Consider the following 25,885-nt stretch of genomic DNA (forward strand, 5'->3'; position numbering starts at 1 on the left):
ACCGGCGGAGACGATCTGATCTACTCGATCAAATTCGCTTCACCCGCGATCGTCTCATCTCCATCGGTCGCCTTCATCACATCGGTCCGTTCGGTTTCCAGATCCCCCTCGCCACGGTTCACCACCGCTTCGCTCGGCTGTGGCTTGGGTTGCGGAATCGCAGGCGGATTTGGTGCCCCGCCGACCGGCGTTTCGCTGATTTGAACCGGTACGCCGTGAGGGAAGACCAATTCGCGAGCCTCGTCGGGCATCGTGATCCCCGCCGCGGTGAGCGATTGTTTGACTTGGCGGATGATCGAACTGCCGACCTTTAATCCGGAGTTCTTCGTCAAATCGAACCAGTAATAGACTTTCAAATTGACCGTCGCCGAACCGAGCGATTCGACTAGAACCATCGGTGCCGGTTCACTCACGACCGCTTCGTGTTGCGTCAACACCTGCATGATCAGGTCTTGCGCCTCGCCGATCGAATCCTCAAAACCTACCCCGACCGAGAAGTCGAGCCGGCTAAGTGGCGTCGCGGTGTAGTTGGTCACCATCCCTTTGTAGACCGTACTATTGGGCAACTGGATTTGGTTTCCCTCCAGCGTGCTCAGAATCGTCCCTCGCATCGTGACGCGGCGGACAAACCCCATCGCCCCTTTTCCGCCAACGTCGCCGACTTCGATTAAGTCACCAACTCGGAAGGGATGATTCAGCGAGATCAGAATGCTGGCGAGATAGTTCTCGGCGATGTCACGGAATGCAAACCCAATCGCCAGCCCCACCAGACCGGTGCCGCCCAACAAGGTGACCGCGAGGCGCGTTAGGCCGGAGACTCGCAGGGCGATGTAAAACGCGACGATGAATATCAAGACACCCACGACATTGCCGGCGACTTGCTGCAGCAACTGGCTGTCGACGCTGCGGCTGGTGAGCTTGCGGGTCATCAAAGCTGCCAACCGTGCAAGGTAATAGCCTACGAGCACGACGATTGCCGCGACCAGAACCAGCGGCAGCAGGCTGGTCGCTTCGTGCGCGAGATCCTTCATCGATCGCAGTGCAGGAGCAAAATTCCAGAATGGACGATCGGCAACCTGCAGCCGATTGACCACCGCCACAACATCCGATGTCTTCATCGCGGTCGCTTCGGCCCACTGCTGATGTTTTTCCGTGTCGGCAATCCCGGTAAGGAACGCAACGCCGCGATCGACTCGCACTTCACTGTCGGTAAACCATCCGGTCGCTTTCAAAATCTCCTGCAACCGGTTTTCGATTCGCTGGTCGCTGTTGACCGGATCGACCTGGACCTTTTCGGCGACCGTCGCGGGGGCTGCATCATCATCGGCCGCCTGCTTTGTCACCTCCGTTGCCACATCATCGGCTGTCGGCGTCCCCTCTTGAGCCAACGCCGGAACGGAACCAACCAACAGCGTGATCCATAGTCCGTAGGTTGAGATGTATCGTCTACCTGGCCGCTGGCTGATCATCGACATTCCTTCACTGGCGTTGCTCCCGTTCGATGGCAGCGGAGATTTACATAGCACGAAATTCGATGCGTCCTCCCGACCCCGAAGGGTTCAACGAGCCGTTGAACCAACAGAGCCGCCGCGGACGCGGTAGAAGCACGTTGCAAATCCCGTTCCAGATCCGCAGCGGCAAGTCGAGAACGGCAAACGAAGCAGTGGCTGGGGTCGAACCGTTCGGCGCAGTCGTCGGCTAAAGCCTTTACACCATCGCACTGGCTGACGATACGGGAGGACGGGCGACGATCCGCCATCACTCAGAAAGAATCTCGCCAATGGCGACGGTCCGAAACCTTCCGCATTAGGTAAACCCTGGCACGACTAACGCCATGTTTTACGCAAACCGGCAACCAAGCCCTGTGCCCGCCGCGAAAGCATGTTAGCCTGCCCTGCACCGGCTCATTCCAGTCGACAAATGCTGCCCCGACGCAAGTGCAGAACGTCAAAAAAATGCCACAAATATATCCTGATCGAATTCACCGAACTGCGTTGCGAAGCGGGTTGAAATCAGCCAATCCAACGGGTAGGGTGAACCGTTCAATTTAACGGCAGCAGAGCTCGGCAGGCTTAACGTTCATGCCTCGCTGTTTGTTGTTCCCGCACACCCCGGATTGAGTTCGCATTGATAGGCAATAGATGTGATTTCGGTCTGCTCCATGAACCAGGCCGATGCCGAATTGTTCAGGCACATGCCCGTGGATGGGATCCACAGGTGTCCTTTGGCGAGTTATGTGTAATGGTCCCGTGTGACCGATGATGCTGCACGCGTGGCACATCGCCCCGCAGCGAATGCATAGCGCAATGGCGTTGTCCCAATAGTGTCACCGCCGCATTTGGACGGCGGCTAAGCAAGTCGATTGCTTCGGTTGGCCATTCAATCGATGCCATGCAAATTGTTGAAGGGAGTCACACTTGATGCGCCGGTGTGACTCTGGCAGTCGAGGGAAACCGACAAGTCGTTGGATGTTTCCATTCAATACCGTTCAACGTAGAAGCCGCGGACCGTCGCAATAATTTGCGGCGGGATGTAGTGGACGAGGTTACGAGTCCCAGCGATTTGGTCTGATGCATGCAGAAGGACTCGTCGCCTCGTCCACGACGCTTCGTTGAACGGAATTGTGTTTAAATTGGAGACCTGTTGTATTTCTTATATAGTTCGTTCGGGAACGTAAATGCTTTTGTGGCTGTTGGTTATCCTGCTCGCAGCGAGTCTTGCGGGTGGAGTGAATCGCGTCATCGGATCTGGCGGTGGATGGGCCCTCGCTCTGTTTCCGTCCGGTGTATTTGCGTGCCTGATGAAACAGGGGCCGTTGGTGCTAAACCAGCAGAATCTGTCGTCATCTATCGAATGGGTCCCGGCACTCAATCTTGCGATCTCGATGCGGCTGGATGGACTAAGTTTAATATTCGGGCTGCTGATAACAGGCATAGGCGCGTTGGTTCTGATCTATGCCGGAGCCTACTTAAATGGTGACGATCGGCTCGGTCGGTTGTGGATGTTCTTGCTGCTGTTTATGGCAGCCATGTTGGGACTTGTGTTGGCTGATAACCTGCTGACGCTCTTCATTTTTTGGGAATTGACCAGCATCACGTCGTACCTGCTGATCGGTTTCAACAGCGAACGTTCCGAATCGCGTGCTTCCGCCTTGCAGGCGTTACTTGTGACGGGCGGTGGCGGATTGGTGCTGTTGCCGGGGCTGATTTTGCTGGGAGGCGTGGGAGAGTCGTTCGAGATCTCCACGCTGCTTGAGAACAGCGAACAAATCCGTCAGCACGCGTTCTATGTTCCGATCCTGATCATGATTCTGGTCGGAGCGTTCACGAAGTCGGCTCAATTTCCGTTTCACTTCTGGCTGCCCAACGCGATGGCCGCTCCCACTCCGATCAGTGCGTATTTGCATTCGGCCACGATGGTGAAAGCGGGCATTTATCTCATCGCACGGCTGCACCCAATTTTGGGTGGGACAGCGGAGTGGTTCTGGATGATCGCTCCAGTTGGCACGATCACAATGATACTTGGCGCGGCGATGGCGTTGCGGGCGACCGATCTTAAACAGATTCTGGCTTACGCCACCATCAGTGTGTTGGGAACGCTGACCATGCTGCTGGGCATTGGAACCGAAGCCACGTTGATCGCCGCGTTGGTGATACTGGTCGCGCATGCATTCTACAAAGGCGGATTGTTTATGGTGGCCGGAGCCATCGACCACGCAATTCATCAACGCGATGTCCGTGAACTGGGCGGATTGCGTTTGACAATGCCCGCCACGTTTGCTGCGGCGTTGCTTGGCGGTATATCGATGGCGGGAGTCATGCCGACGTTTGGATTCATCGCAAAGGAGACATGGTACGAAGCGGTTGGAGGAGACGTCGCTGGCATCGGTTTCCTGGCGGCATCGGTCCTCTCCAACATCGGATTGGTAGCGGCCGTGGGGCTGGTTTGCATCAAACCGTTTTTCGGAAGTCGAACCGACGCGACGCAAGCAGCGCACGAAGGAAGTCTGGCGATGTGGGGACCGCCTGTTGCACTAGGCACGACGGGATTGGCATTAGGGTTGATGTCGACGCAGTTCAGCGGATTGCTGACCGCCGGAAGTAGTGCAATTGCGGGAAGCGTTGTGCCGGTGAACTTAGCGTTGTGGCACGGCGTCAACGTGACCTTGCTGTTATCGCTTCTGACCTTAGCCGGTGGGCTGACGTTATTTGCACAACGGCATCGGCTGGAGGGCGTTTTCAAATCGGCCGATCGCTTCATCCAATATGGACCGGCGTGGGGGTACGGTTGGCTGTTGAAATCTGTCACGCAGTTTGCACGCTGGCAGACCGCCATTCTGCAAAACGGTTACTTGCGATTCTATTTGCTCACAATGGTCGGACTCACTGTATTCAGTGTTTGGATGGCGCTGTCAGGCGAAGTGCGATCGCACCTGAAACCGATGCCACTGGACTTTCGAATCCACGAGCTGCTGTTGGCGGGCTTGATTCTGGTGGCTGCGGTGGTGGCGGTTCGCGCGAAAACATGGCTGCTGGCGGTGGGATCGCTTGGAGTTGTCGGATACTCGGTCGCAGGCATCTTCGTATTGTTTGGGGCCCCGGACCTAGCGATGACGCAGTTTGTTATCGAAACCCTGACGGTCATCCTGTTCGTGATGGCGTTTTCACGACTGCCAGACTTCCGTCGTTTGACGTCCGCCGGCACACGTGCCCGCGACGCAGTGATTGCCGTTGTTGCCGGAGCGACGATCACGGTGCTATTGCTGTTCGCGATGACCGTTCGCACCGACCATCCGATATCCGATTACTACACGACGAACAGCGTTAGCCAAGCCCATGGTCGCAACGTGGTGAATGTGATCCTTGTCGACTTCCGAGCCTTGGACACGTTGGGGGAGATCACGGTTCTCTCGATCGCGGCGATTGGCGTCTATTCGCTGTTGATGCTGCGACCTCCAAAACGAATTGCCCTCGGCAACGAAGCCAACAATGTGGCAAACAGTTCGTGCCCGATTTCAACGCAGTCGGAGGATTGAAGCATGGATTCGGTGATTCTGAAAACGGCGATTCGATTCCTGATGCCACTGATTCTGCTGTCGTCGGTGTTTCTGTTCTTGCGCGGACACAACGAACCGGGGGGCGGTTTTGTCGGGGGCCTGATGGCCAGCGGCGCGATCGCATTGTACGCGATCACTCACAGTGCGGCCGCCGCTCGACAAGTGGTGCGTGTGCCGCACCGCATACTGATCGGTTCGGGATTGTTGATGTCGCTCTGTAGTGGGCTGCTACCACTGCTTTTGGGCCGTCCTTTCCTCACCGGTATGTGGACCACGATCACGACGACGGGATTCGGAAAAATCCATCTCGGTACACCGCTGCTGTTCGACCTCGGTGTCTTCTGCGTAGTCACCGGTGTCACCCTCGTTTTCGTTTTTTCACTTCTCGAAGAATAGGCCTCATGGATATTGTCTTGGCGATCACCGTCGGCGGTCTGTATGCCGCAGGGATCTATATGATGTTGCGTCGCAGCGTCGTAAAGTTGCTGATTGGGCTCGGCTTGCTGAGCCACGCGGCGAACCTGCTGATATTCACTGCCGGTGGCGTCGTGCGTGGTCGCGCGCCGGTGGTTCCATCCGGAGAAATGCAACCTCTGGCGGAGGTCGCCGACCAGCTGCCTCAAGCGTTGATCCTGACCGCCATCGTGATCAGCTTTGCAGTGCTGGCGTTTGCGTTGGTTCTCGTCTATCGAACCTATCAAACCTTAGAAACCGATGATCTAGACCAACTCAAGGCGACCGACAAATGAATGCTCAGGTTGCCGTGATCGCACCGATCGCTCTACCACTTGCCACGATGGCGATACTGTTGTTTGCGTGGAAGTCCATCGCGACTCAGAAAATCATCGGCTTGATCGGTTCGACGTTGCTTGCAGTGTCGGCCGCGATACTGTTGTGCCTGGTTGACCGCCATGAGATCCTCGTCTTGCAAGTGGGAAATTGGCCGGCCCCCTTTGGCATCACGCTGGTCGCGGATCGATTGAGCTCGATCATGGTAATGTTGGCGGGGCTGATGGGGTTTTCGGTGTCGGTCTATTCGTTGGCGTCGATCGATGCGAGTCGCGTGAGTTACGGATTCTATCCGCTGATGCAGTTATTGCTGATGGGTGTGTGCGGCGCATTCCTAACAGGCGATCTGTTTAACCTGTATGTGTGGTTTGAAGTCATGCTGATTGCGTCGTTTGTCCTGCTGACACTTGGCGGCGAACGAGGACAACTGGAAGGTGCAATCAAGTATGTCACGTTGAATTTGATTTCTTCTGCGGTGTTTCTAGCGGCAATCGGAGTGATCTATGCAGCCACTGGAACGCTGAACATGGCCGACCTCGCACTGAAGTTGCGGAGCTTTCCCGATGAAGGGATCGTATCCGTGTTGGCGATGCTGTTTTTGATCGCGTTTGGAACCAAAGCCGCCGTGTTCCCTCTCTTCTTCTGGCTCCCCGCGTCGTACCACACGCCTCCGGTCGCCGTTTCCGCAATCTTTGCGGGGCTGCTGACGAAGGTCGGCGTCTATTCGTTGATTCGCGCGTTTACGCTATTGTTCGTCACAGATCTGGAATTCACTCACTTCCTACTGTTGCTAATCGCCGGCATGACCATGGTGACCGGGGTGTTAGGCGCGATGGCTCAAAACGAGATTCGCCGCATCCTATCGTTTCATATTGTGAGTCAGATCGGATACATGTTGATGGGGCTGGCGTTGTTCACGCCGCTGGCCCTCGCCGGTTCGATCTTCTATATCATTCATCACATCGTCGTCAAAACGAATCTGTTTTTGATTAGCGGTCTTGTTGAACGGCGTTTCGATAGCGGGCAACTGAAAGATGTCGGCGGCCTTTACCGTTCCGCTCCCATGTTGGCGACGCTGTTCTTTCTCTCCGCCATGTCGCTGGCGGGAGTGCCGCCACTTTCGGGCTTCTTCGCAAAACTAACGTTGATCCAAGGCGGACTTGAAGCGGAAGGTTACGCCATCGTTGCCGTGGCACTTGTCGTGAGTCTACTGACACTGTTCTCGATGACAAAAATTTGGGCCGAAGTGTTTTGGAAACCGGCACCCGAAGAAGCGGTGACTGCCGCGTACGGTCTCGATGATTCAACCTCGGTTCGAGCGAGCTTGTTCGGTCCGATACTCCTGCTCGCAACGATCACCGTAGGAATCGGTGCACTAGCCGGACCGGTGATGAATGTTTCCATTGCCACCGCCAAACAACTGCTGGACCAAGATGCTTACATCGAAGCGGTGCTGCCGGACCATCATCTGACCGCTAGCCGACCGGGCCCGATTGTCCCGGTTGCAGGGAACTCAAACGCCTCTGAACAACGCATTGAGCCGCAAGAACTTCGACCACGCCCTCGCGGAGTGACATCGCAATGATTTACTTCTTTTTCAACATCTTCCTGGCACTGGTCTGGGCTCTGGCAAACGGACAAATTTCGTTGTCGAACCTAGGGATTGGCTTTCTCCTCGGGTACGCGGTCCTGTGGTTTTCCAAACCGTTGTTGGGACCGACTCGCTATTTCCGACGCTTGCCCGTCGCTTTGCGGTTTGTTGTTTTCTTCTTCTGGCAACTGGTGCTATCCAATCTCCGTGTCGCCTACGATGTCATCACACCTCCGCTTTACATGCGACCGGGAATTGTGGCGGTTCCATTGGACGCAAAGACCGATCAGGAAATCACGCTCCTGGCCAATTTGATCACGCTGACACCGGGCACGTTGAGTCTCAATTTGTCCGAAGACCGAAGCACTCTGTATGTGCATGCGATGTTCGTCGACAGCCCCGAAAGTGTCCGGGACAGCATCAAGAACGGTTTCGAACGACGACTACTGGAGTTGATCCGATGATGCTCGACTGCCTTGTGAACTTCGGATCCGTCGCCGCCCCGGTGTTGGCAACGACAGCTTGGGTCGCCTTAACAGCTCAGGTTTCGATGGTGGTGCTGGTGATTGCGCTCTGCCTCGCGTTTCTACGGCTGGTCCTGGGGCCGTCGATGCCCGATCGCGTTGTCGCAATCGATCTGGTTGCTGTGCTGTTGGTCGGCCTGATCGCCGTGAGTGCCGTGGAAACCGGGGAAGTGATTTTCCTGCGGGTCGCCATGGTGGTTGCACTGTTTAATTTCATCGGCACGATCGGCTTCTGCTGGTACTTGCAACGAGGGCCTCGCCAATGAACGATTACGTGACGATTATTCTGCTCATCACCGGCACGGCCTTCTCGCTGCTGGCTTCGATTGCCATCGTGCGCATGCCCGATCTCTATACGCGGATGCACGGGGCCACGAAATGTGCGACCCTCGGTGTTGGTTGCACCATTCTCGCTGCTGCCGTGCGATTCGAGAACATGGAAACGGCAACGGTTGCGGTATTGATCATCGGGTTCCTATTTCTGACGGCACCGGTGGCTGCTCACATGATCGGTCACGCCGCCCATTGTCTGCAGGTCCCAAAATGGAGCGGCACGGTCGTCGATGAAACACCGCCCGCGGATGTTCACGAGGAACCAGAAAGCACCTAGCGCGAAGAACGATCAGCTAGCCGATCGTCAGGTTTTGTAGCCCCGCGAAACGACGCGCGGGGCGTTGCCGCCGCGTTTAACGCGATACCATTCAACGAAGGAGCCTCGCACCGCCGCAAGAATTGGCGGCTTGATGTAGTGGACGAGGTTACGAGTCCCAGCGATTTGGTCTGATGCATGCAAGAGGACTCGTAACCTCGTCCACTACGCTTCGTGCTGGTATTGCCGCATGGTCAATTCGCACATCGGCAATACCGTTCAACGAAGGAACCACACACCGTCGCAAGGATTGGCGGCGTGATGTAGTGGACGAGGTTACGAGTCCCAACGATTTGGTCTGATGCATGCAAGAGGACTCGTAACCTCGTCCACTACGCTTCGTGCTGGTATTGCCGCATGGTCAATTCGCACATCGGCAATACCGTTCAACGAAGGAGCCTCGTATCGCCGCAAGAATTGGCCGCGGGATGTAGTGGACGAGGTTACGAGTCCCAGCGATTTGGTCTGATGCATGCGAGAGGACTCGTAGCCTCGTCCACTACGTTTCGTGCTGGTATTGCCGCATGGTCAATTCGCACATCGGCAATACCGTTCAACGAAGGAGCCTCGAACTGTCGCAAGAATTGGCGGCGGGATGTAGTGGACGAGGTTACGAGTCCCAGCGATTTGGTCTGATGCATGCGAGAGGACTCGTAGCCTCGTCCACTACGTTTCGTGCTGGTATTGCAGCTAAATAAGTGTCACATCGAACTGGCTACTTTTTATCGCCGTCGTCAGCCGTCTTCTTGATGTAGACGTAAAAGGCTCCGTTGAGGACCTTGTCGTCATCATCCAACAGCGCAGTCGTCAGCGTCGTCGCTTCGCCGGCGGGGACTTCCATCTCGAAGACGACTGCATCGTCTTGCGGGTTGATTGCTTTGGTCGCTTCACCAACTTTACCCAATGCGACGCGCGCCTTGGTTGCCGGAATCACCTTCCCTGCGCCGGTCGAACTTTTTCCAGCGATCGCACCGCCATCTTCGCGAGGCCAACGGCGTAGTTCAATTTGGTAGCGACCGGAGGAATCAAAACGGATCGAATGGGTCCCCGTTCCGGCGGCTCCTTGCACGATGTGGCTCTGGTTCCAAGGCGTCATCGAAGTGCCGATCCAACTGTGTGCGTACAACGTCAGTTCGGGTTCCTTCCGATCGTCGACGACAAACGGCGGGAAGGCTTCCCAACCTGCCGAAACGTCGTCCCACCAAGCGTCGTAACTCGCGGCAAGCGAAGCGACAGTGGCATCATTCCCCTCGATGATGTTGTCGTTGGTATCGCGATCGACAAGAAAATCGTAAAGCTCCTGCTTCGACTTCGGTTTCCCTTGAATCAGTCGCCACTTGTGCGTGATCTTGCCCTCTTCGACTTCGTCGCGCAACACGCACGCCCGGCGCCACTTCACCAGGTCGGCTTCTCGCTGCGTGTCGATGATCAGCGTTCGTTGTTGTGGCGTGTAGTCGTCGCTCAGCAGCATCTCCTTGAGGCTGATGCCGTGCAGCGGCAGCCCACCATCGGGACGCTTCAATCCCCATAGATCCATGAATGTTGGCAACAGATCCATTCCGGCTGTCAGCGACGCGACATCGCGAGCCGATTCGGACGAACCGCCGATGCCGCCTTTCTTCCACCGCCAGAAGCACGGAACGTTGTGCCCGCCGTCGTAGTGACTTCCCTTGCGCTGACGCAGTCCGCCCAGGCGGCTCCCCGTTGTCCCGTTGTCCGTACTGAAGATCACCAACACATCGTCTTGAATCCCCTCGGCGGCGAGGAACTCGTCCATCCGCCCCATGTTTTCGTCGACGTTTTCGATCAGCCCATCAAAGCCCTTCTTAAAACCGTGCGGCGCGTTGAAGGGACTGTGAGCGGCGTTGGTCGGCAGGTAGCAGAAGAAGCGTTTGCCTTCGGCGACCGATTGTTTGATGAATTCCTTCGAGCGGTCGAACCAGTAGTCGGTGCAAAACTTATCGGCCTCGAACGTCTTGCCGTTCTCCCAATAGACGTCCGCCGCAGTCGGTTTGCCATCGAAGTCGACGTCGCTGTAATAGTCGTTCATCCAATAGTCCGGCCCTTGCCCGACGCCACCGCCGCCGTGGACGACCGCCAGATCAAAGCCGCGGAAGCGAGGTGAATAGGGATAGCCGTCGCCGAGGTGCCATTTTCCAAAGATCGCCGTCCGCCAGCCGTTGGCGCGAAACACCTCCGCCATCGTCTGTTCGTTCTCGCGCAGCAGCTCCCGCCCGGCGATCGTGTGCCAGACGCCACCGGCATTGATCGCCCGGCCAGTCATGATCGAGCCGCGCGACGGGGCGCACGTGCTGCCGACGTGGAAATCGGTCAACCGGAGACTCTCCCGATAAAGCGCGTCGATGTTCGGTGTTTCGAGAACGCTCGGATACAGCACGTCGATGTCGCCGTAACCGATATCGTCGACCAGAACAAAAACGATTCCCTTGGGCGTGGGGACCGATTCCGCAAACACCGGCGTCGTCGCCAGCGCCAGCGTGAAGGTGACACAACATGCAATTAGATATTTCATCGAGAAGACTCCAGGATGCCGCCACGCCATCGACATCGTCGACGGCCATATTATCGATTCACAGGGGCCCTATCTTACCATGCGGGCGGGCGAGCAGGAGTTCGCAAATGGGACTTTGCCAGCGGGCGGCGTCGCGCCACGGCGCACGAATAGGGGACGCTATCGCATGGCGTCTGTCACCGCGGGGGAAACATAATTCGGCGCTGCCGGGCGATTGCCCGTACACACCTCTGCGTGGCCAGGTTTAAAATGTGGAACGCTCCGCCTCGCTCAAAAGCTCGCGGTTGCGAAACTTATCCCCGCCCCTGCTGGCAACTTTTAGGAATCCTTTGATGCGTATGATTCTGATCCCGGCGCTCTTGCTGTTGTTAACGCCAGCGGTTCGCAGTGCAACTGCAGCCGACCCCGCTTCCCAACCGAACGTGTTGTTCCTTTCGATCGACGACTTAAACGATTGGACCGGAGCGATGGGAGGCAATGTCCAGGCGAAGACGCCCAACTTGGATAAGCTCTGCCGCCAAGGAATCCTGTTCACTAACGCGCACTGCTCTCAAGCGGTCTGCACCGCCTCGAGGAACTCGATCTTAAGTGGCCTGCATCCGAGCACCACCGGTTGGTACAGCTCCACCGCGATGATGCGGCGGACTTACGATCAGGTGATGGGGGATCACAAGATGCTGCCGCAACACTTCAAGGACAACGGCTACGAAACGCTTGCTGTCGGCAAGGTGTTTCATCAAGGCGTCTCGGATTACCGCGAGCGGACCGATGACTTTTGGAACGTCACCGGCCCAAACTACAAGATCTCCAAGAAATTGCGAGCTCGCGGCGAGGGGTACGGCGGAACGAAGTTTTATCCCTTTCCAAAAAACGGCAGCCAGATCATCGATCGTTACGGCAAGAAGTACGCTGACGGCAACTCCTTGTGCTACGGAGCCCTCGATCGCGACGACATGCCCGATGGCAAGATGTACGACGAATTGATCGCCGAATGGGCCGTCGACCAATTGCAGCAAAAGCACGACAAGCCCTTCTTCATGGCGGTTGGATTTGTCCGCCCCCACGTTCCCTACACCGCTCCTAAAGAGTTCTTCGATCTTTACGATCTCGACGAGATCATCGTTCCCGAAGTCCCCGACGATGAGATGGCGGACATCCCGATGATGGGGAAATCGATCGCTTACGGCACGCTGCGTTCGGGAGATCACCACGCGGTTGTGAACCTAAGCGACACCTATTGGCGCGAATTGGTCTACGGATATTTGGCCTGCGTTTCGTTTGTCGACGCCCAAGCGGGCAAAGTGCTGGATGCGTTGGCGAATAGCCCGTATGCCGACAACACGATTGTCGTGTTGTGGTCCGACCACGGGCAACATCTGGGCGAAAAGAAGCACTGGCGGAAACAGGCGTTGTGGGAGGAGGCGACTCGCGTGCCCCTGGCCTTCAAGGTTCCCGGCGTTTCGAAACCGGGGACACAATCCGCCGAAGCGGTCAGTCTGTTGGATCTCTACCCGACGCTTGTCGACCTTTGCGGGCTTCCCGCCGCGCCGGCGTTGGATGGTGAGAGCCTGTTGCCGTTGATTCGCGATCCGAGTCAAACGCGAGCGCACCCGGTGTTGATCAATTGGTATTACGGGAACTATGCGGTTCGCAGCGACGACTGGCGTTACATCCGCTACCGCGACGGCAGCGAAGAGCTTTACGACCATCGCAGCGATGCCGCCGAACGGACGAACCTGATCGGAAAAGAGGGCTTCGCGGAGATCGTCGACCAGCACCGCCGCTGGATTCCCAAAGAAGACAAACTGCCCGCCGGTAGCGACAGCTGGAAAGGGGACGCTTTAGATCGTCGGATCGAAAAATGGCGAGCCGATGACTCGGTCCGCGCCTGGCTGCAATAGATTTTTGGTCCGCAGGGTCCAGCTCGAACGCGATGGCCCCGCTAACACGCTTCAATCATCGTACTGGTTCACGGCGATGGCCTACGGGCGGGGATCGGTCGAGGGCGAGTACAGCGAGGCTGAGTTCGAGTGACAATGGCCACGTTGGAGGGCGAGGTCACGGCTCAGCATGGGCGCAGGTTAGCCTTCGGATTGCGGCACTGCAATCTGCGGTTCGCCCTTCTTCTGGTCTCCTCCAGCGTAGGTCAAATTCACCAGATCGGTTAGGATGGAGGGATGAACAGCGACGTCACGAACATTTTGGAAGCGATCGACAGCGGAGATCAGCAGGCAACGGAGCAGTTGTTGCCGATCGTCTATCAGGAACTGCGTCGCTTGGCGGCGAGCCGGATGACGCGTGAGAAGGCGGGGCACACGCTGCAACCGACGGCATTGGTCCACGAAGCCTTCATGCGGTTAGTCGGCGGGGCCGACCGGCAGAAGTGGAGCGGTCGAGAGCACTTCTTTGCCGCCGCTGCCGAATCGATGCGACGGATCTTGATCGAAAGCGCTCGCCGGCGCAACGCGGAGAAGCGGGGTGGCGGGATGGTGAGAGCCGACCTGGGCGAAAACGACGCCGCGGTTTGCCCTCAGGACGACGAAACGCTGCTGGCGCTCAACGAAGCGTTGATAAAATTGCAAGATCACGATGCTCGGTTGGCCAAGCTGGTCGAGCTGCGCTATTTCACGGGGATGACGATCGACGAAACCGCCAACGTTTTGGGCGTTTCGTCGCGAACCGTCAAGCGAAATTGGACCTACGCCCGAGCCTGGCTTCGCAATCAAATGGACGCGGAATAGCGACGCGAAGATTCGCCGAAAATTCCTGGCCCTTTCCGATCGGGTTTGACGCACTACAAGTTATGCCCCAACCCAGTCAACAAACGATCTTCCTGGAAGCGCTCGATCGCGAAGAACCAGATCAACGCGCGGCCTACCTGCGCGACGCGTGTGGCGACGATGCGGTGCTGCGGTCGGAGGTGGAAGCATTGTTGGCGGCACATGATCGTCCCGGCAACGCGTTGGATCGACCGCCCCTTTCGCCCGTCCAGATGGACGACACACTCGACGCCCCGGCCGTTCAAAGCTCCAGCCACATCGGGACGACGATCGGTCCCTACCGCTTGATGGAACAGATCGGCGAAGGAGGATTTGGTCTCGTCTTTGTCGCGCAGCAAGAAAAGCCGGTCCGCCGCAAGGTCGCCCTGAAGATCATCAAACCGGGGATGGCGTCGCAGCAGATCCTGGCCCGATTCGACGCCGAACGGCAAGCCGTTGCGATCATGGACCATCCCAATATCGCTCGGGTCTTCGACGCGGGAGTGACCGACGACGCCCGCCCCTACTTTGTGATGGAACTGGTCAAAGGGTTGCCGATCACCACCTTCTGCGACCAACATGCGATGCCGCTGCGGCAGCGATTGGAACTGTTTCGCGACGTCTGCGCCGCGACGCAGCACGCCCACCAAAAGGGCGTCATCCACCGCGACTTAAAACCATCCAACGTCATGGTCACGATGCACGATGACAAACCGGTGGTGAAGGTGATCGATTTCGGCGTCGCCAAAGCGATCGGACAAAACCTGACCGACCAGACGATCTATACACAGTTCTACGCGATGATCGGTACGCCGCTGTACATGAGCCCCGAACAGGCGGCGATGAGCGGTTTGGATGTCGACACGCGCAGCGACATCTATTCGCTGGGGGTGCTGTTGTATGAACTGCTGACGGGGACGACGCCGTTCGACCGCACCCGGTTAGAGACGGCGGGATACGATGAGATGCGTCGAATCATTCGCGAAGAACAGCCGCCGCGGCCGAGCATCCGCCTGACCACGATTCAAGCGGCCGACACCAACACAACGGTCCAACCTCGACCGCGCGTCGATCTGACGGTGGCGAAACAGCGCGAAGCGATCCCAACCGATCTGGACTGGATCGTGATGAAAGCTGTCGAGAAGGATCGCACTCGCCGCTACGAATCTTCGTCGGCGATGAGCGATGATTTGCGGCGGTTTCTCGAATCCGAACCGATCGAAGCGCGGCCGCCGTCGAAAGCGTATCGGCTGCGCAAGTTCGCCTCGCGGAACCGCGCCGCGTTGTTGACGGTCACCCTGGTCGCCAGTGCCCTGTTATTGGGGACGGCGGCCAGTTTGTACCAGGCCTCGCGCGCCGTGGCCGAACGGGACGAAAAGGAATCGGCACTTCGCGATGCCATCGAAGCACGCAAAGAGGTCGAGCAGTTCGCCGACAACTTGAAGCACGCCAATCAGTTGGTTAGCGAGGCGATCGCTAACGAAAACGCCAACGAGTTTGCGGCCGCGAACGCGAAGTTTAACGAAGCGGTCGACCTGATGCCAAACTACTATTTGGTCTGGTTTCAACGAGCCATGATGCGAGCGCGGTTGAGTCTATGGGACGAAGCTGCCGCCGATTTTTCCAAAGCGATGCGGTTGGAAGCGCCTCTTGCCAGCCGCCAGTGGGAAGGTGCCGCCGCACTCTTTTACGTGACCGGACGTTTGGACGACTACCGTGAAATCTATTCGCGATTGATGAAGCAGGGGGCCGACGATGCGCGACCGCTGACGTTTAATACGCTCCGTTCATGCTTGATCGACCCGAACGATGCCGCCGATGCGAAGCGATTGGCTGCCGACAGCGAGGCGCTACTTTCCGAAGCGGAAGCGAGCGGTTTTGGCGGCCCCGGCTTCGGTCCTCCGGAACCTGGCGGCCGACGCCCCGATGGCCCCCAGAGAGACGGCCCGCGACCTGGCGGGCCTCGCGGTCCCGATGACGGTCCAGGGAGGCCGATGTTTGCCCCACGCAGCGTCTTGCAATACATCGCTGGTTGGGCAAGGTTGCGGGCCGGCCAGCCAAGGCAGGCGTTGCACTGGTTGGACTTGGCGTCGCGCGGCCGTGGCCCAAGCGGGACGATGGTCCATTCGCTGCGTGCGATGGTGTATCACCAGTTGGGTGACGACGTGCAAGCCCAGTCCGAACTTGCATTGGCTGATGACGCCCTGCAGACAATGACCGACAACGTGGTCAATCGTTCGGGCAACACCGGGCCGTGGATCGATTTCGTCGAAATGGTGATCCTGCATCGCGAGGCGACGGAAATGTTGACCGGTGCCACGCCCGAGATCGATCCTCAATTCGAGGCGTTTCAGCAACGCGGCCGCCTCTCTCTCGGGCTCGCCGACTAATTTCTTCGATTTCTTCGATTCTTTGGCCCACTGCAGCGATCTGACACGCACTACATGTTGAAAAGGGGATTCGTCCCCCGCTTCAACCCCGTTCGTCATTGCGAGTCATTCGTTTGAAATACAGTCCCCGTTCTGAATACACGTTTGTCTTGACCGATGCCGTGGGCGAATCGGTGCTGGCCGCGGTTCGCCGCGACGGCGCCCCGCTTTCGACTGTCGATTGCTTGGAGGATCGTTATTACGTCGGCAAGCCTTCGAAGCGACCATCGTCCAAATTACGTCAGTACCGCATTCGTCGTTTTGGCTGCTGCGGTGCCACGGCATTGGAGTGCAAGCGTTGGAAGGATGATGTCGCCACGCTTCGGCAAACGCATGTCGATGCCCACGACTTAGGGCAACTCGATTTGGCGAGCGTCGACAAGAAATGGGTCGGCAAGTGGTTCCATAAAGAGATTGTGAAAAAGCAGCTCAGCCCGCGACTGAAGATTGGCTTCGAGCGTACCGTCTTGTTCCCTCAAGCGTCCGACAACTGCCGATTGACGTTGGATCGAAACATCCGCGTCGACGCGGTAGCTGGCGACGGCACGTCCGGTATCGCGATCGCAGCGGACGCAAATTTGGTTTCGCTTCAAGAAACCATCTTGCGGATGAAGTTTACCGACGCGCTGCCGCTACGGTTCAAGCGACTGTTGTATGAATTCCAGCTGTTGCCAGTACCGCCGACGACCTTGCTGACGCTTGCCCAGCAGCAGATCGCATCGACCAAAACGACGCCCGTTGCATCCCCAAACCAAGCCGGCACACTCAACCAGGAAACCATCCAATGCCACCTTGGCTAACCCCATCGGTCGATCCCTCTCAGCTGCTCGGCACGCCGAACGATAGCACTGCGTTGCAGATGGCGCTGCGACTGGGGACCGCCTTCCTGTGCGGATGCGCGATCGGCGCGATCTATTGGGGCGTGCGACCACGTGAAAAATTCCTGCCCACCTTTCCGCCGACGTTGGTCCTGTTATCGATCCTGTGTGCGATGCTGCCATTGGTGATCGGGCAGAACGTCGCCTGGGCCTTCGGATTGGTGGGGGCGCTGTCGATCGTCCGCTTCCGCACAGTCGTCGACGATACCTACGACATCACCTTTGTGATCTTTGCTGTCCTGGTCGGGATGGCAGTGGGTGCCGACCAGATCACCGTCGCGTTGGTCGGTATCAGCGTGATGGGATTGGCCGCCGCCTTGGTCCGCCCCCGCGGTGGCACCAGCGGACCAACGCCCCCACAGGACACGAAACTCGAAATTCGACTGGCGGTCGGACGCGATCCCCAACTGTTGTTCCACGAAGTCTTCGACGCGCTGATGACCAAGGTCGAATTCAGCTCTGGATCGACAAGCAAACAGGGAGCGTCGCTCGATCTGCAGTACCGGGTTCGAATGCGTCCCGATGTCGATCCCGTCGAAGTCCTCAACCGGCTGAACCTTATCGAAGGAGTCCAGAGTGTCGATCTTCGCCCGGCTCGTTAACTAGCTTCCCTTCCCTCTTCAACCAATGAACACCTCAGGTGCCCACATGAAAAAGATCGTTCGTTCGCTGTTGTTTCTGGTCCCGTTGGGAGCGATTGCCGCCGGCATCGTCTACGCCCAACGTCCCGGCATATTTGGCTTTGGACCAGGCGGTCCCGGCGGGCCAGGAGGCCCCCACCGCGAAGAGCGAAAGATCGTGAAGGACTACGATGTCGACGGCAATGGTTGGCTCAACGCCGATGAACGTCAAGTCGCTCGCAAAGCGATCGCGTCGGATGCCGCGATGGAAGGCGAGCGACGAGGCCGTGGTGGTCCTGGCGGCCCCGGGGGCAGAGGCCGTGGTCCCGGTGGGCAAGCCGAACCGGGAACGCCCGGTCCGAAGGTAGATGTTGCCGATGTCGCCGTCTATCCCGACAAGCCGCTCTACGATCCCAGCGTTCTGCGAACGGTCTTCCTGGAATTTGAAAACAACGAGTGGGAAACGGAGCTAGATGAATTCCACGGCACCGATGTCGATGTCCCCGCGACGATGATCGTCGATGGAAAGACCTACGAAGGTGTCGGCGTACACTTTCGCGGCGCCTCTTCCTTCGGGCATGTTCCGCGTGGATCCAAGCGTTCGTTCAACGTTTCATTGGACACGATCGACGAAGACCAACGGATCGACGGTTACAAGACGTTGAACTTGTTGAACTGCCACGGCGATCCTTCGATGATGAGTAGCGTTGTCTACTCGCAGATTGTTCGCAAATACATCCCCGCCCCTAAAGCGAACTTTGTCCACGTGGTCGTTAATGGGGAAAGTTGGGGGCTGTACAACAGCGTGCAACAATTCGACAAGACGTTTCTGAAGGAGAACTTCGACGGGTCGAAGGGAACCCGTTGGAAGGTTCCCGGCAACCCCGGCGCCGATGGCGGGCTGCGTTACCTGGGGGAAGATTTGGCCGAGTACAAATCGCGGTTCGAGATGAAGTCCAACGACGGCGAGAAGGAATGGCAGGCGTTGATTGATTTGTGCAAAACGCTCAACGAAACGCCGCCGGAACAATTGGTCGCTGCGATCGAACCGATCCTCGATATCGATGAAACGCTTAAATTCCTGGCTCTGGACGTCGTGCTCCTCAACGGCGACGGATACTGGACGCGCGCCAGCGATTACAACCTGTTCCGCGGCAAGGATGGGAAATTCCACGTCATCCCGCACGACATGAACGAAGGCTTCGGATTGGCGGGGCACGGCGGTCCACGACCGGGACGTGACGGTCGCGACGGCCCCGGACGCGGACCAGGACGCGGAGACGAGTTCGGCCGCGGTGGACCTCCAGAATTTGGTCCCGGTCGCGAATTCGATCCCGAACGCCGCGGAGGCCCCGAGGGGCGTGGTGGTCCGGAAGGTCGCCGTGGATTTGGTGGTCCCGAAGGTTTTGCAGGCCCCCGCGGCCCCGGAGGTTTTGGTGGCCCCGGAGGTCCTGGAGGAGGCATGGCACGTGGACCGCGCGGCGGTGGCGTCGACACCGATCCCTTGATCGGACTCGACAGTGATCGGATGCCACTGCGCAGCCGACTGCTAGCGGTACCCGAACTGCGAACGCGTTACATGCAATACGTGCGTGAGCTCGCCGCCGATTCGGTCGCTTGGGATCAACTGGGGCCGATGGTTGACGAGTATCGCAATCTCATCGATCCGTTGGTCAAAGCCGACACGCGGAAGCTCTCTTCCTACGAAGCGTTCCAGAACGCAACGACCAGCGACGCTCCCAAAGCGGACCAACCGATGTCGCTGCGCAAGTTCGCCGAGGAGCGGTCGAAATTCTTGCTTTCGTACGAACGTTGATTCTGCAGAACCGATCGTGAAGTCGCTCCGAATCGAGAGCGACTTCACCATTCCTCAACCGCAGCGTAGCGAACAATGCCGTTACCAATTACTCGTAGCGATTCCTGCCTTCAGGCGTCAGGAGCTACGAAATCATGCCACTGCACCCCATCGGGCAGCGTCGACGATGGGGCGAATTCCAGATGCAAGATCCGTCGATGGCGCCGTGTGCCCGGCGTGGAGGCACCGCTGCTGTGGCTGATCAACGGTCGCATCGCCAACACGTCCCCGGCGGCAGCGTGGATGTCGACCGCGGTCTCGATCGATTCGCCCGTGGTGTCGCTCGAACGGTGTGAACCAGGGATGACACGCAGCGGTCCATTTTCAGCGGTCACTTCGTCTAGATGAATCCGCAACGTGAGTAGCTGTTTCAAAACATCGTCGGACGCGATCACATGAGGCACGCCCGCTTTGACCGTCGGTCGCGAGAAGGCTGCCGACGCGATCGTGTTCTCTTTGACAGCGATCGACATATCTTTATGCCACGCCAGCCCCCAAGTTCGATCGGGCGGTTTGTCGAAGAACAACGCGCGAACAAGACCGAGGTCGGCTCCCAGTTGTTGGCGTAGAAACGACAGCAACCGTTCGCATTGCCAAACCGTTGACACCTCGGGGATCGAATCGATCAGGTTCCGCGCCGCGTAGACATGACCACGACTGGATCGAGCACGGACACTCTTCGTTTCATCTTCGAATGCGGTTCGGCATACGGCCAGTAAACGTGCAACCGACGCTGGACAAACTGCCTGACGCAGCAAGCAAAATCCGTCGCGACGCAGATCCCATTCATCCATCGCTATTTCCTCGCGAGACCATCGCACATCCAACAAAACAAAGAACCGCCGCGATGGCTTCCATAACGGCAAACCCCGCGTGCAAGCCGAAGAATCCGTCTGCCATCATGCCAATGCAACGCCCGGTTGCCGATCCGGCCAACGGCAAGCCACCGATCAACAGCGCAGCAAACAAATCGCCGCGGAGCCACAGAACAAACATGGCAGCAGCGATACCGAACTCGATCCCGCCGTAGAAGGCTCGAATTTCGGTCGCCATCTGCGGCGTGCGTTCTGCGATTCCAAACGCTTCCAACAACGCGTTGGGCATCACAGTCAACCAAATCGCAAAACCGGCAAACGCAGCGGCGGTGATCAGGATCACGACGGTCGGGAAGCGGCTGGACATGGTCGAAGGTCCTTGGGCTGGCTCTAATGCGTGCATCCAAAATTCAGCGGTACGTCCGCAGCTCCTAGGCTCATTCGGTCCACGATAAAACAAACGCTTCTTGGCTCGCGTTTTCAGGAGCTTTCCAGCTGGCGCGTTCAATGTCGGCTTGGCGAAGTTGTGTCAGCAGATCGAGGACATTATCCCGCGTTGCGAGACCGTGTCGCAGCAACCAACAGCAGACCGTTGTGCCCGTCCGCCCCATCCCACCAAAACAATGGACGTAGACGGGGCGATCGGCCGCGAGCGATAGGTCAATCGCATCGAGGATCGACCGCATGCGGTCGACCGAAGTGACACCGCCATCGGGGATCGGGAAACGCAAGTGGGCAAATTGGTCCCCCGCCAGTTTTCGCAATCCGTTGTCGTAGCGAACAAACGGCTTTCCGGAATTGTTCGTTTCCCCTTCCTCCTGAAGGTTGATGAACGTTCGCATGCCCGCATCGCACAACGACTGCAGCCGCTGCTGATGTTCTGCCGGTTCGGGACGCCCAGGATACGCTCCCGCCAGGAACAGATCGTCCAAAACCCAGTATGTCCGCGAGCATGGAGTCGGTTGGACGGGAGCGACAAAACGAGAGGGGATCTGCATACACAACACTTTGCAAAGCGGGTCCTAGGAAATCAGACTTTGGCTGACGATTATAGGGGAAACGTGGGACGGCGATCATGGATCGACAATCCCCAACCGCGCCTGCATTTCTTCCAGCGGAACGCCTTTGGTCTCCGGCATGAAAAACTTCACCCAGACCAATTGCAACACCATCATTGCGGCGAAGACGGCAAAGATTGCCGCGGGAGGAAGCCGGGCTGCCAATGTTGGAAAGACCAAGGTTAGAAGCGCCGCGAACAACCAATGCGTACTGCTCCCCCAGGCCTGGCCGGCGGCGCGATGCCGATTCGGGAAGATCTCACTGATGAAGACCCAAATCACCGCTCCCTGTCCGATCGCATGCGCGGCGATGAATGCGAAGATACACGCGGGAACAATCTGAAACGTTTCGGTCCAGAACGCCCACGTACACAATCCCAGCGAGCCAATGTAGCCGAACGATCCGATAAACATAAGCGTCCGTCGCCCCAGCCGATCGATCAGCCAAAGGCCGAGATAGGTGAAGATCAGATTCGTGATTCCGATTCCGACCGATTGCAGCAACGCCGCGCGCTCGCCCAGCCCGGTCCATTCAAAAATGCGCGGAGCGAAGTAGAGGATCGCATTGATGCCCGACAGTTGGTTAAAAAAGGCGATTAGGAAGGCGAGTGTAATTGGCTTCCGCAGTCGTGGTGTAAAAAAGGCCGCGTTCGTTGACGCTTCGCCTCCGCTGGTTCGCACCGACTCAACGAGATCCGTCAACTGCTGCGTTGAAAAATCGGGATTCACCGACGCAAAGACGTCTCTCCCCGCATCGCTTCTACCGCCGTGCGTGATCAACCAACGCGGGCTTTCAGGAATGGTAAAGCACATCACGGTGTAGATTATCGCGGGGATCGCTTCCACTCCCAACATCCATCGCCAAGCGATCGCAGCGTCGACATAGTTGCCGATCAAATAGTTGGAGACAAACGCAACTAGAATCCCAAAGACGATGTTGAACTGAAACATACCGGCCAGCCGACCACGCAGTCCCGGCGGCGCAATCTCTGCGATATACAGGGGCGAAGCGACTGTCGCGATGCCGACGCCGACGCCCCCAATGAACCGGGCTAGCATGAAAGTGTACGGATCGACTGCGAGTGCAGAACCGATTGCCGAAACGAAATACAGGCATCCGATCCATAGCAACGTTTTCCGTCGCCCAAAGCGCTCCGTCGGCACCCCGCCGAAGACCGCTCCGAGAACCGTTCCCCAAAGCGCAGCACTCATGCAGATCCCGTGCGTAATACCATCCAGACGCCACAACGTTTGGATGTCTTGTTCAGCACCCGAAATCACGATCGTGTCGAACCCAAAAAGAAAACCTGCCAACGCAGACGTTAGGGACCAGATAAAGAGTCGTGGGTTCATGCGCGAATCGCTCCTGTCTGCTGTGCGAGTGTTTGACGGCGGTGCATGATATCCTACGCGTAAGTCGATCGTGACTCGACCGCTGTCGCGTCAGGAATTCTGACCAGCTCTGTTTTCCATATTTCGACGGCTCTGCGATGAAGCGCGTTTTCACAAGCAGCCTCCGCTTCAGCCCGGGCTCGCCCTCGCCAGCTCGCAACAAATCATTCCTCGCCGAACCGTTCATGTTATGCTGTTCGCTGGCATTGAAACTGGCCGCGGATTCATTGTGTGCAAACCGAACATTTGCGTTGCCAAATCCGCCGACGGCGTTCCAGTCCATCGTTGGATACCGCCACCATCGATGCGATCGTATGGAGGCGGCGGACGGGAGTTTGGCCTTCGCCATAAAACAGTTTCAAACCACAGGCACCGGGGAAATTGAAGAATGAATCGATTGCAATGGCTAGCTTGCGCGAGTGCTTACATGCTTACCGCATTCTGGAGCGCGGCGACGTTTGCTGACCGACGTCCGCCCAACGTCGTCGTTGTTTTCATCGATGACATGGGCTACGCCGACCCGAGTTGTTTTGGCAATCCCGCGATGAAGACGCCCAACATCGACCGGCTGGCCGCCGAAGGGATTCGCTTGACGAACTTCTACGTCAACTCGCCGATCTGTTCGGCGTCACGCGTCGCGCTAACGACCGGACAGTATCAACAACGTTATCGCATCCATTCGTATCTGGCGACGCGAGAATCGAATCGACAGCGGAAGATGCCCGACTGGCTCGATCCCAACGCGCCAACACTGGCCAAGCTTTTGAAGTCGGCTGGCTACGCGACAGCTCACTTTGGCAAGTGGCACATGGGCGGAGGAAGAGACGTTGGCGACGCTCCCTTACCACAGGCGTATGGTTTCGACGAATCGTTGGTTTCATTTGAAGGGCTCGGCGATCGGATTCTGTGGCAGAAGACGGGCAACCAAGAACAGAGTTGGAAACATGGACGTGGCGATATCCTCGACCTACCCAAACACAAAACCACCGAAACCTATGTCGATCATGCGATCGACTTCATGACTGCGAATCGTGACCGACGATTCTATTTGCGCGTCTTTCCCAACGACGTCCACGACCGCCACGAACCGTCGCCCGAACAGCGAAAGAAGTGGGCGGGGACTTCGGACAACCCACCCGACATCGAATTTTTTGCGGTTCTCGATGAAACCGATCGTCAGATCGGCCGACTACTGAGCGCAATCGACGCGTTGGAGTTGACCGACAACACACTCGTCCTGTTCACAAGCGATAACGGACCGACCGACTGGCCGCGATACTACAAAGCCGGCCATCAACCGCCTGGCTTCACCGGGCCGCTGCGGGGACGCAAATGGAGTCTCTACGAAGGCGGGATTCGGATGCCCTTCATCGCCCGCTGGCCGGGCAAAATCCCTGCTGGCGTGACGAACGATCGATCCGTGATGGCCGCGATCGATGTCTTGCCAACGATCGCCAAACTTTGCGGGTTGGAAGACCGCGTACAACGATCCGACGGAGTTGACATGTCGGAAGCATTGTATGGCGAACCGGCCTCGCGCGATCGACCGATCTTCTGGGAATACGGAGTCCATGGCAGCATCAAGCCCGGCAGAGCTGAAAACATCAGCCCTCAACTGGCGATGCGGCAGAGCAACTGGAAACTGATGTGTAATCCCGACGGCAGCGAACAAAAACTGTTCGACCTCGCCAACGATATCGGTGAAACCGTCAACGTCGCAGCGAACCACGACCAGCGTACCGCGGAGATGCAGTCCCAGTTACTGCGATGGTGGAACGAAATGAATGCCTACTACGAGACCAGGCAATAGAATACTTCCTGCCGCATGATCCCGAGCGCATTACCCTTTTTGGCATCGTCGATCTGGCAATCCGCCAAACCGAGGACCCTGTTATGAAGACCACCCAGTATTTCCCGACCGCATTGCTGGCTCTTCTGTTTCTTTTCGCCATTGGCAACTGCGTAGCGCAGGCCGCTTCACCGTCAGGAGGCGCTCTTGAGGGCGATCGTCCGCGGTTGATCGTCTCGACCGATATTGGCGGCTCCGACCCGGACGACTTTCAATCGCTAGTCCATCTACTGCTGTACGCTGACGTTTTAGATTTGGAAGGCATCATCGCCTCTCCGCCCCAGGCAGGGCGAACGAAGGACATCATTGAAGTAATCGATGCGTATGCCCACGACGATGCGCGCCTCAAAGACCATTCAAAAGACTATCCCGCTCCCGAGGCGCTGCGAAGGATCGCGAAGCAGGGGGCTCACGACAAGGCACCAAAGAAAGGCTGGTCCGAACCGACCGAGGGCTCGCGATGGATCATCGAACGGGCGCATTCCGCCGAAGAACGGCCGTTGTGGATTCTCGTCTGGGGCAGCATCACCGATGTGGCTCAGGCGATCCACGACGATCCTTCGATCAAAGAACACATTCGCCTCTATTCGATCGGATCTTGGAACACGGCGCAAGACCGATCGGCTCGCGACTACTTATTCGAGCATCACAAGGACTTGTGGTGGATCGAGAGCGACACGACTTTCCGAGGCATGTACATGGGCGGCATACAAGATGGAGAGTGGGGCAACCTTCCATTCGTCGAGCGAAACGTGAAGGGGCACGGCGCGCTCGGTGATCTCTTCTTCCGAAAGAAACGCGACATCAAGATGGGCGACACGCCGTCGCTGCTGTACTTGCTTCGTGGCGATGCCAACGACCCCACGGCATCGCACTGGGGCGGCGCGTTTGTAGCGACCGATCACGGCAAACAGTATTGGACCGATAATCCCGATCCCGAACTGTCCACCGCCAACCGCGCCGGCGCCAAAACCGTCAGTAACTGGCGCCGCGCGTACCTCGAAGACTGGAAACAACGGATGGATCGCGTGACAAAGCCCTAGTCGTCTACTGGATGACCTTCTCGATCTTCTCTTTCAGATCCTCGA

Annotated in this window: 22 protein-coding genes; 16 read left to right on the top strand and 6 right to left on the bottom strand. The window is 57.6% G+C overall.

The features are described 5' to 3' along the window. Nucleotides 1-20: 20 nt before the first annotated feature. Nucleotides 21-1,469: a mechanosensitive ion channel family protein gene (locus tag Poly24_RS14210; RefSeq protein ID WP_145102897.1), complete on the bottom strand. Its 1,449-nt coding sequence runs from the start codon at nucleotides 1,467-1,469 to the stop codon at nucleotides 21-23. A 65-nt stretch (nucleotides 1,470-1,534) separates the two neighbouring features. On the opposite strand from Poly24_RS14210, the gene Poly24_RS27440 reads away from it, so the two are divergent. From Poly24_RS27440 to mnhG, 8 genes are all read left to right on the top strand, one after another. Next, on the top strand, nucleotides 1,535-1,702 hold the full coding sequence (locus Poly24_RS27440) for a hypothetical protein (protein WP_231753139.1): 168 nt from the start codon (nucleotides 1,535-1,537) through the stop codon (nucleotides 1,700-1,702). 975 nt (nucleotides 1,703-2,677) lie between these two features. Then, nucleotides 2,678-5,035, top strand: coding sequence for a putative monovalent cation/H+ antiporter subunit A (locus tag Poly24_RS14215; protein ID WP_145096420.1), 2,358 nt, complete (start codon nucleotides 2,678-2,680; stop codon nucleotides 5,033-5,035). 3 nt (nucleotides 5,036-5,038) lie between these two features. Next, nucleotides 5,039-5,452 carry a Na+/H+ antiporter subunit B gene (locus Poly24_RS14220; RefSeq protein ID WP_145096423.1) on the top strand — a complete coding sequence of 138 codons (414 nt, stop codon included), beginning with the start codon at nucleotides 5,039-5,041 and terminating at the stop codon, nucleotides 5,450-5,452. Between the two features lie 5 nt (nucleotides 5,453-5,457). Continuing rightward, a complete protein-coding gene (locus Poly24_RS14225) occupies nucleotides 5,458-5,805 on the top strand; it encodes a Na+/H+ antiporter subunit C (RefSeq protein ID WP_145096426.1) in 348 nt (115 codons plus the stop codon). After that, on the top strand, nucleotides 5,802-7,430 hold the full coding sequence (locus Poly24_RS14230) for a Na+/H+ antiporter subunit D (RefSeq protein WP_145096429.1): 1,629 nt from the start codon (nucleotides 5,802-5,804) through the stop codon (nucleotides 7,428-7,430). The genes Poly24_RS14225 and Poly24_RS14230 overlap by 4 nt, the downstream gene beginning before the upstream one ends. Next, nucleotides 7,427-7,900, top strand: a complete 474-nt coding sequence (locus Poly24_RS14235; protein ID WP_145096432.1) for a Na+/H+ antiporter subunit E — start codon at nucleotides 7,427-7,429, stop codon at nucleotides 7,898-7,900. The genes Poly24_RS14230 and Poly24_RS14235 overlap by 4 nt, the downstream gene beginning before the upstream one ends. Beyond that, entirely contained in the window at nucleotides 7,897-8,226 is a 330-nt protein-coding gene (locus Poly24_RS14240) for a monovalent cation/H+ antiporter complex subunit F (RefSeq protein ID WP_197451902.1), read from the top strand. The genes Poly24_RS14235 and Poly24_RS14240 overlap by 4 nt, the downstream gene beginning before the upstream one ends. Next, on the top strand, nucleotides 8,223-8,570 hold the full coding sequence (mnhG, locus tag Poly24_RS14245; RefSeq protein ID WP_145096435.1) for a monovalent cation/H(+) antiporter subunit G: 348 nt from the start codon (nucleotides 8,223-8,225) through the stop codon (nucleotides 8,568-8,570). Before Poly24_RS14240 ends, mnhG begins: the two co-directional genes overlap by 4 nt. Nucleotides 8,571-9,324: 754 nt before the next feature. Here mnhG and Poly24_RS14250 read toward each other — a convergent pair. Next, nucleotides 9,325-11,142, bottom strand: a complete 1,818-nt coding sequence (locus Poly24_RS14250; protein WP_197451903.1) for a sulfatase-like hydrolase/transferase — start codon at nucleotides 11,140-11,142, stop codon at nucleotides 9,325-9,327. Nucleotides 11,143-11,474: 332 nt separating this feature from the next. On the opposite strand from Poly24_RS14250, the gene Poly24_RS14255 reads away from it, so the two are divergent. The 6 genes from Poly24_RS14255 to Poly24_RS14280 all read left to right on the top strand — a co-directional run bounded on the left by Poly24_RS14255 (nucleotide 11,475) and on the right by Poly24_RS14280 (nucleotide 19,644). Next, nucleotides 11,475-13,043, top strand: coding sequence for a sulfatase (locus tag Poly24_RS14255; protein WP_145096441.1), 1,569 nt, complete (start codon nucleotides 11,475-11,477; stop codon nucleotides 13,041-13,043). Between the two features lie 276 nt (nucleotides 13,044-13,319). Continuing rightward, nucleotides 13,320-13,883 (top strand): ECF-type sigma factor, encoded by a 564-nt coding sequence (locus Poly24_RS14260; protein WP_145096444.1) that lies wholly within the window; start codon nucleotides 13,320-13,322, stop codon nucleotides 13,881-13,883. A gap of 62 nt (nucleotides 13,884-13,945) precedes the next feature. Beyond that, a complete protein-coding gene (locus tag Poly24_RS14265; RefSeq protein WP_145096447.1) occupies nucleotides 13,946-16,291 on the top strand; it encodes a serine/threonine-protein kinase in 2,346 nt (781 codons plus the stop codon). A 113-nt stretch (nucleotides 16,292-16,404) separates the two neighbouring features. Beyond that, complete coding sequence (locus Poly24_RS14270; RefSeq protein WP_145096450.1) at nucleotides 16,405-17,130, top strand: VTC domain-containing protein; 726 nt, start codon at nucleotides 16,405-16,407, stop codon at nucleotides 17,128-17,130. Then, the gene (locus Poly24_RS14275) at nucleotides 17,115-17,810 is read left to right on the top strand and encodes a DUF4956 domain-containing protein (protein ID WP_145096453.1); all 696 of its coding nucleotides are present in this window, start codon (nucleotides 17,115-17,117) and stop codon (nucleotides 17,808-17,810) included. Before Poly24_RS14270 ends, Poly24_RS14275 begins: the two co-directional genes overlap by 16 nt. Before the next feature lie 46 nt (nucleotides 17,811-17,856). Next, entirely contained in the window at nucleotides 17,857-19,644 is a 1,788-nt protein-coding gene (locus Poly24_RS14280; RefSeq protein ID WP_145096456.1) for a CotH kinase family protein, read from the top strand. 110 nt (nucleotides 19,645-19,754) lie between these two features. On the opposite strand, the gene Poly24_RS14285 is transcribed toward Poly24_RS14280, so the two are convergent. The 4 genes from Poly24_RS14285 to Poly24_RS14300 all read right to left on the bottom strand — a co-directional run bounded on the left by Poly24_RS14285 (nucleotide 19,755) and on the right by Poly24_RS14300 (nucleotide 22,909). Then, nucleotides 19,755-20,477: a phytanoyl-CoA dioxygenase family protein gene (locus Poly24_RS14285; protein WP_145096459.1), complete on the bottom strand. Its 723-nt coding sequence runs from the start codon at nucleotides 20,475-20,477 to the stop codon at nucleotides 19,755-19,757. Then, nucleotides 20,470-20,865: a DUF4345 family protein gene (locus Poly24_RS14290; RefSeq protein ID WP_197451904.1), complete on the bottom strand. Its 396-nt coding sequence runs from the start codon at nucleotides 20,863-20,865 to the stop codon at nucleotides 20,470-20,472. Before Poly24_RS14290 ends, Poly24_RS14285 begins: the two co-directional genes overlap by 8 nt. 70 nt (nucleotides 20,866-20,935) lie before the next feature. Next, a complete protein-coding gene (locus Poly24_RS14295) occupies nucleotides 20,936-21,496 on the bottom strand; it encodes a protein-tyrosine phosphatase family protein (protein ID WP_145096465.1) in 561 nt (186 codons plus the stop codon). A gap of 75 nt (nucleotides 21,497-21,571) precedes the next feature. After that, nucleotides 21,572-22,909 carry a sugar porter family MFS transporter gene (locus Poly24_RS14300; protein ID WP_145096468.1) on the bottom strand — a complete coding sequence of 446 codons (1,338 nt, stop codon included), beginning with the start codon at nucleotides 22,907-22,909 and terminating at the stop codon, nucleotides 21,572-21,574. Between the two features lie 427 nt (nucleotides 22,910-23,336). On the opposite strand from Poly24_RS14300, the gene Poly24_RS14305 reads away from it, so the two are divergent. Together Poly24_RS14305 and Poly24_RS14310 are read left to right on the top strand one after the other, a co-directional pair. Next, nucleotides 23,337-24,758, top strand: coding sequence for a sulfatase-like hydrolase/transferase (locus Poly24_RS14305; RefSeq protein WP_145096472.1), 1,422 nt, complete (start codon nucleotides 23,337-23,339; stop codon nucleotides 24,756-24,758). Between the two features lie 83 nt (nucleotides 24,759-24,841). Continuing rightward, nucleotides 24,842-25,840, top strand: a complete 999-nt coding sequence (locus Poly24_RS14310; RefSeq protein WP_197451906.1) for a DUF1593 domain-containing protein — start codon at nucleotides 24,842-24,844, stop codon at nucleotides 25,838-25,840. The last annotated feature ends 45 nt before the right edge of the window (nucleotides 25,841-25,885 follow it).

The sequence above is a fragment of the Rosistilla carotiformis genome, assembly GCF_007753095.1.
In the GTDB taxonomy this organism is placed as follows: Bacteria; Planctomycetota; Planctomycetia; order Pirellulales; family Pirellulaceae; genus Rosistilla; species Rosistilla carotiformis.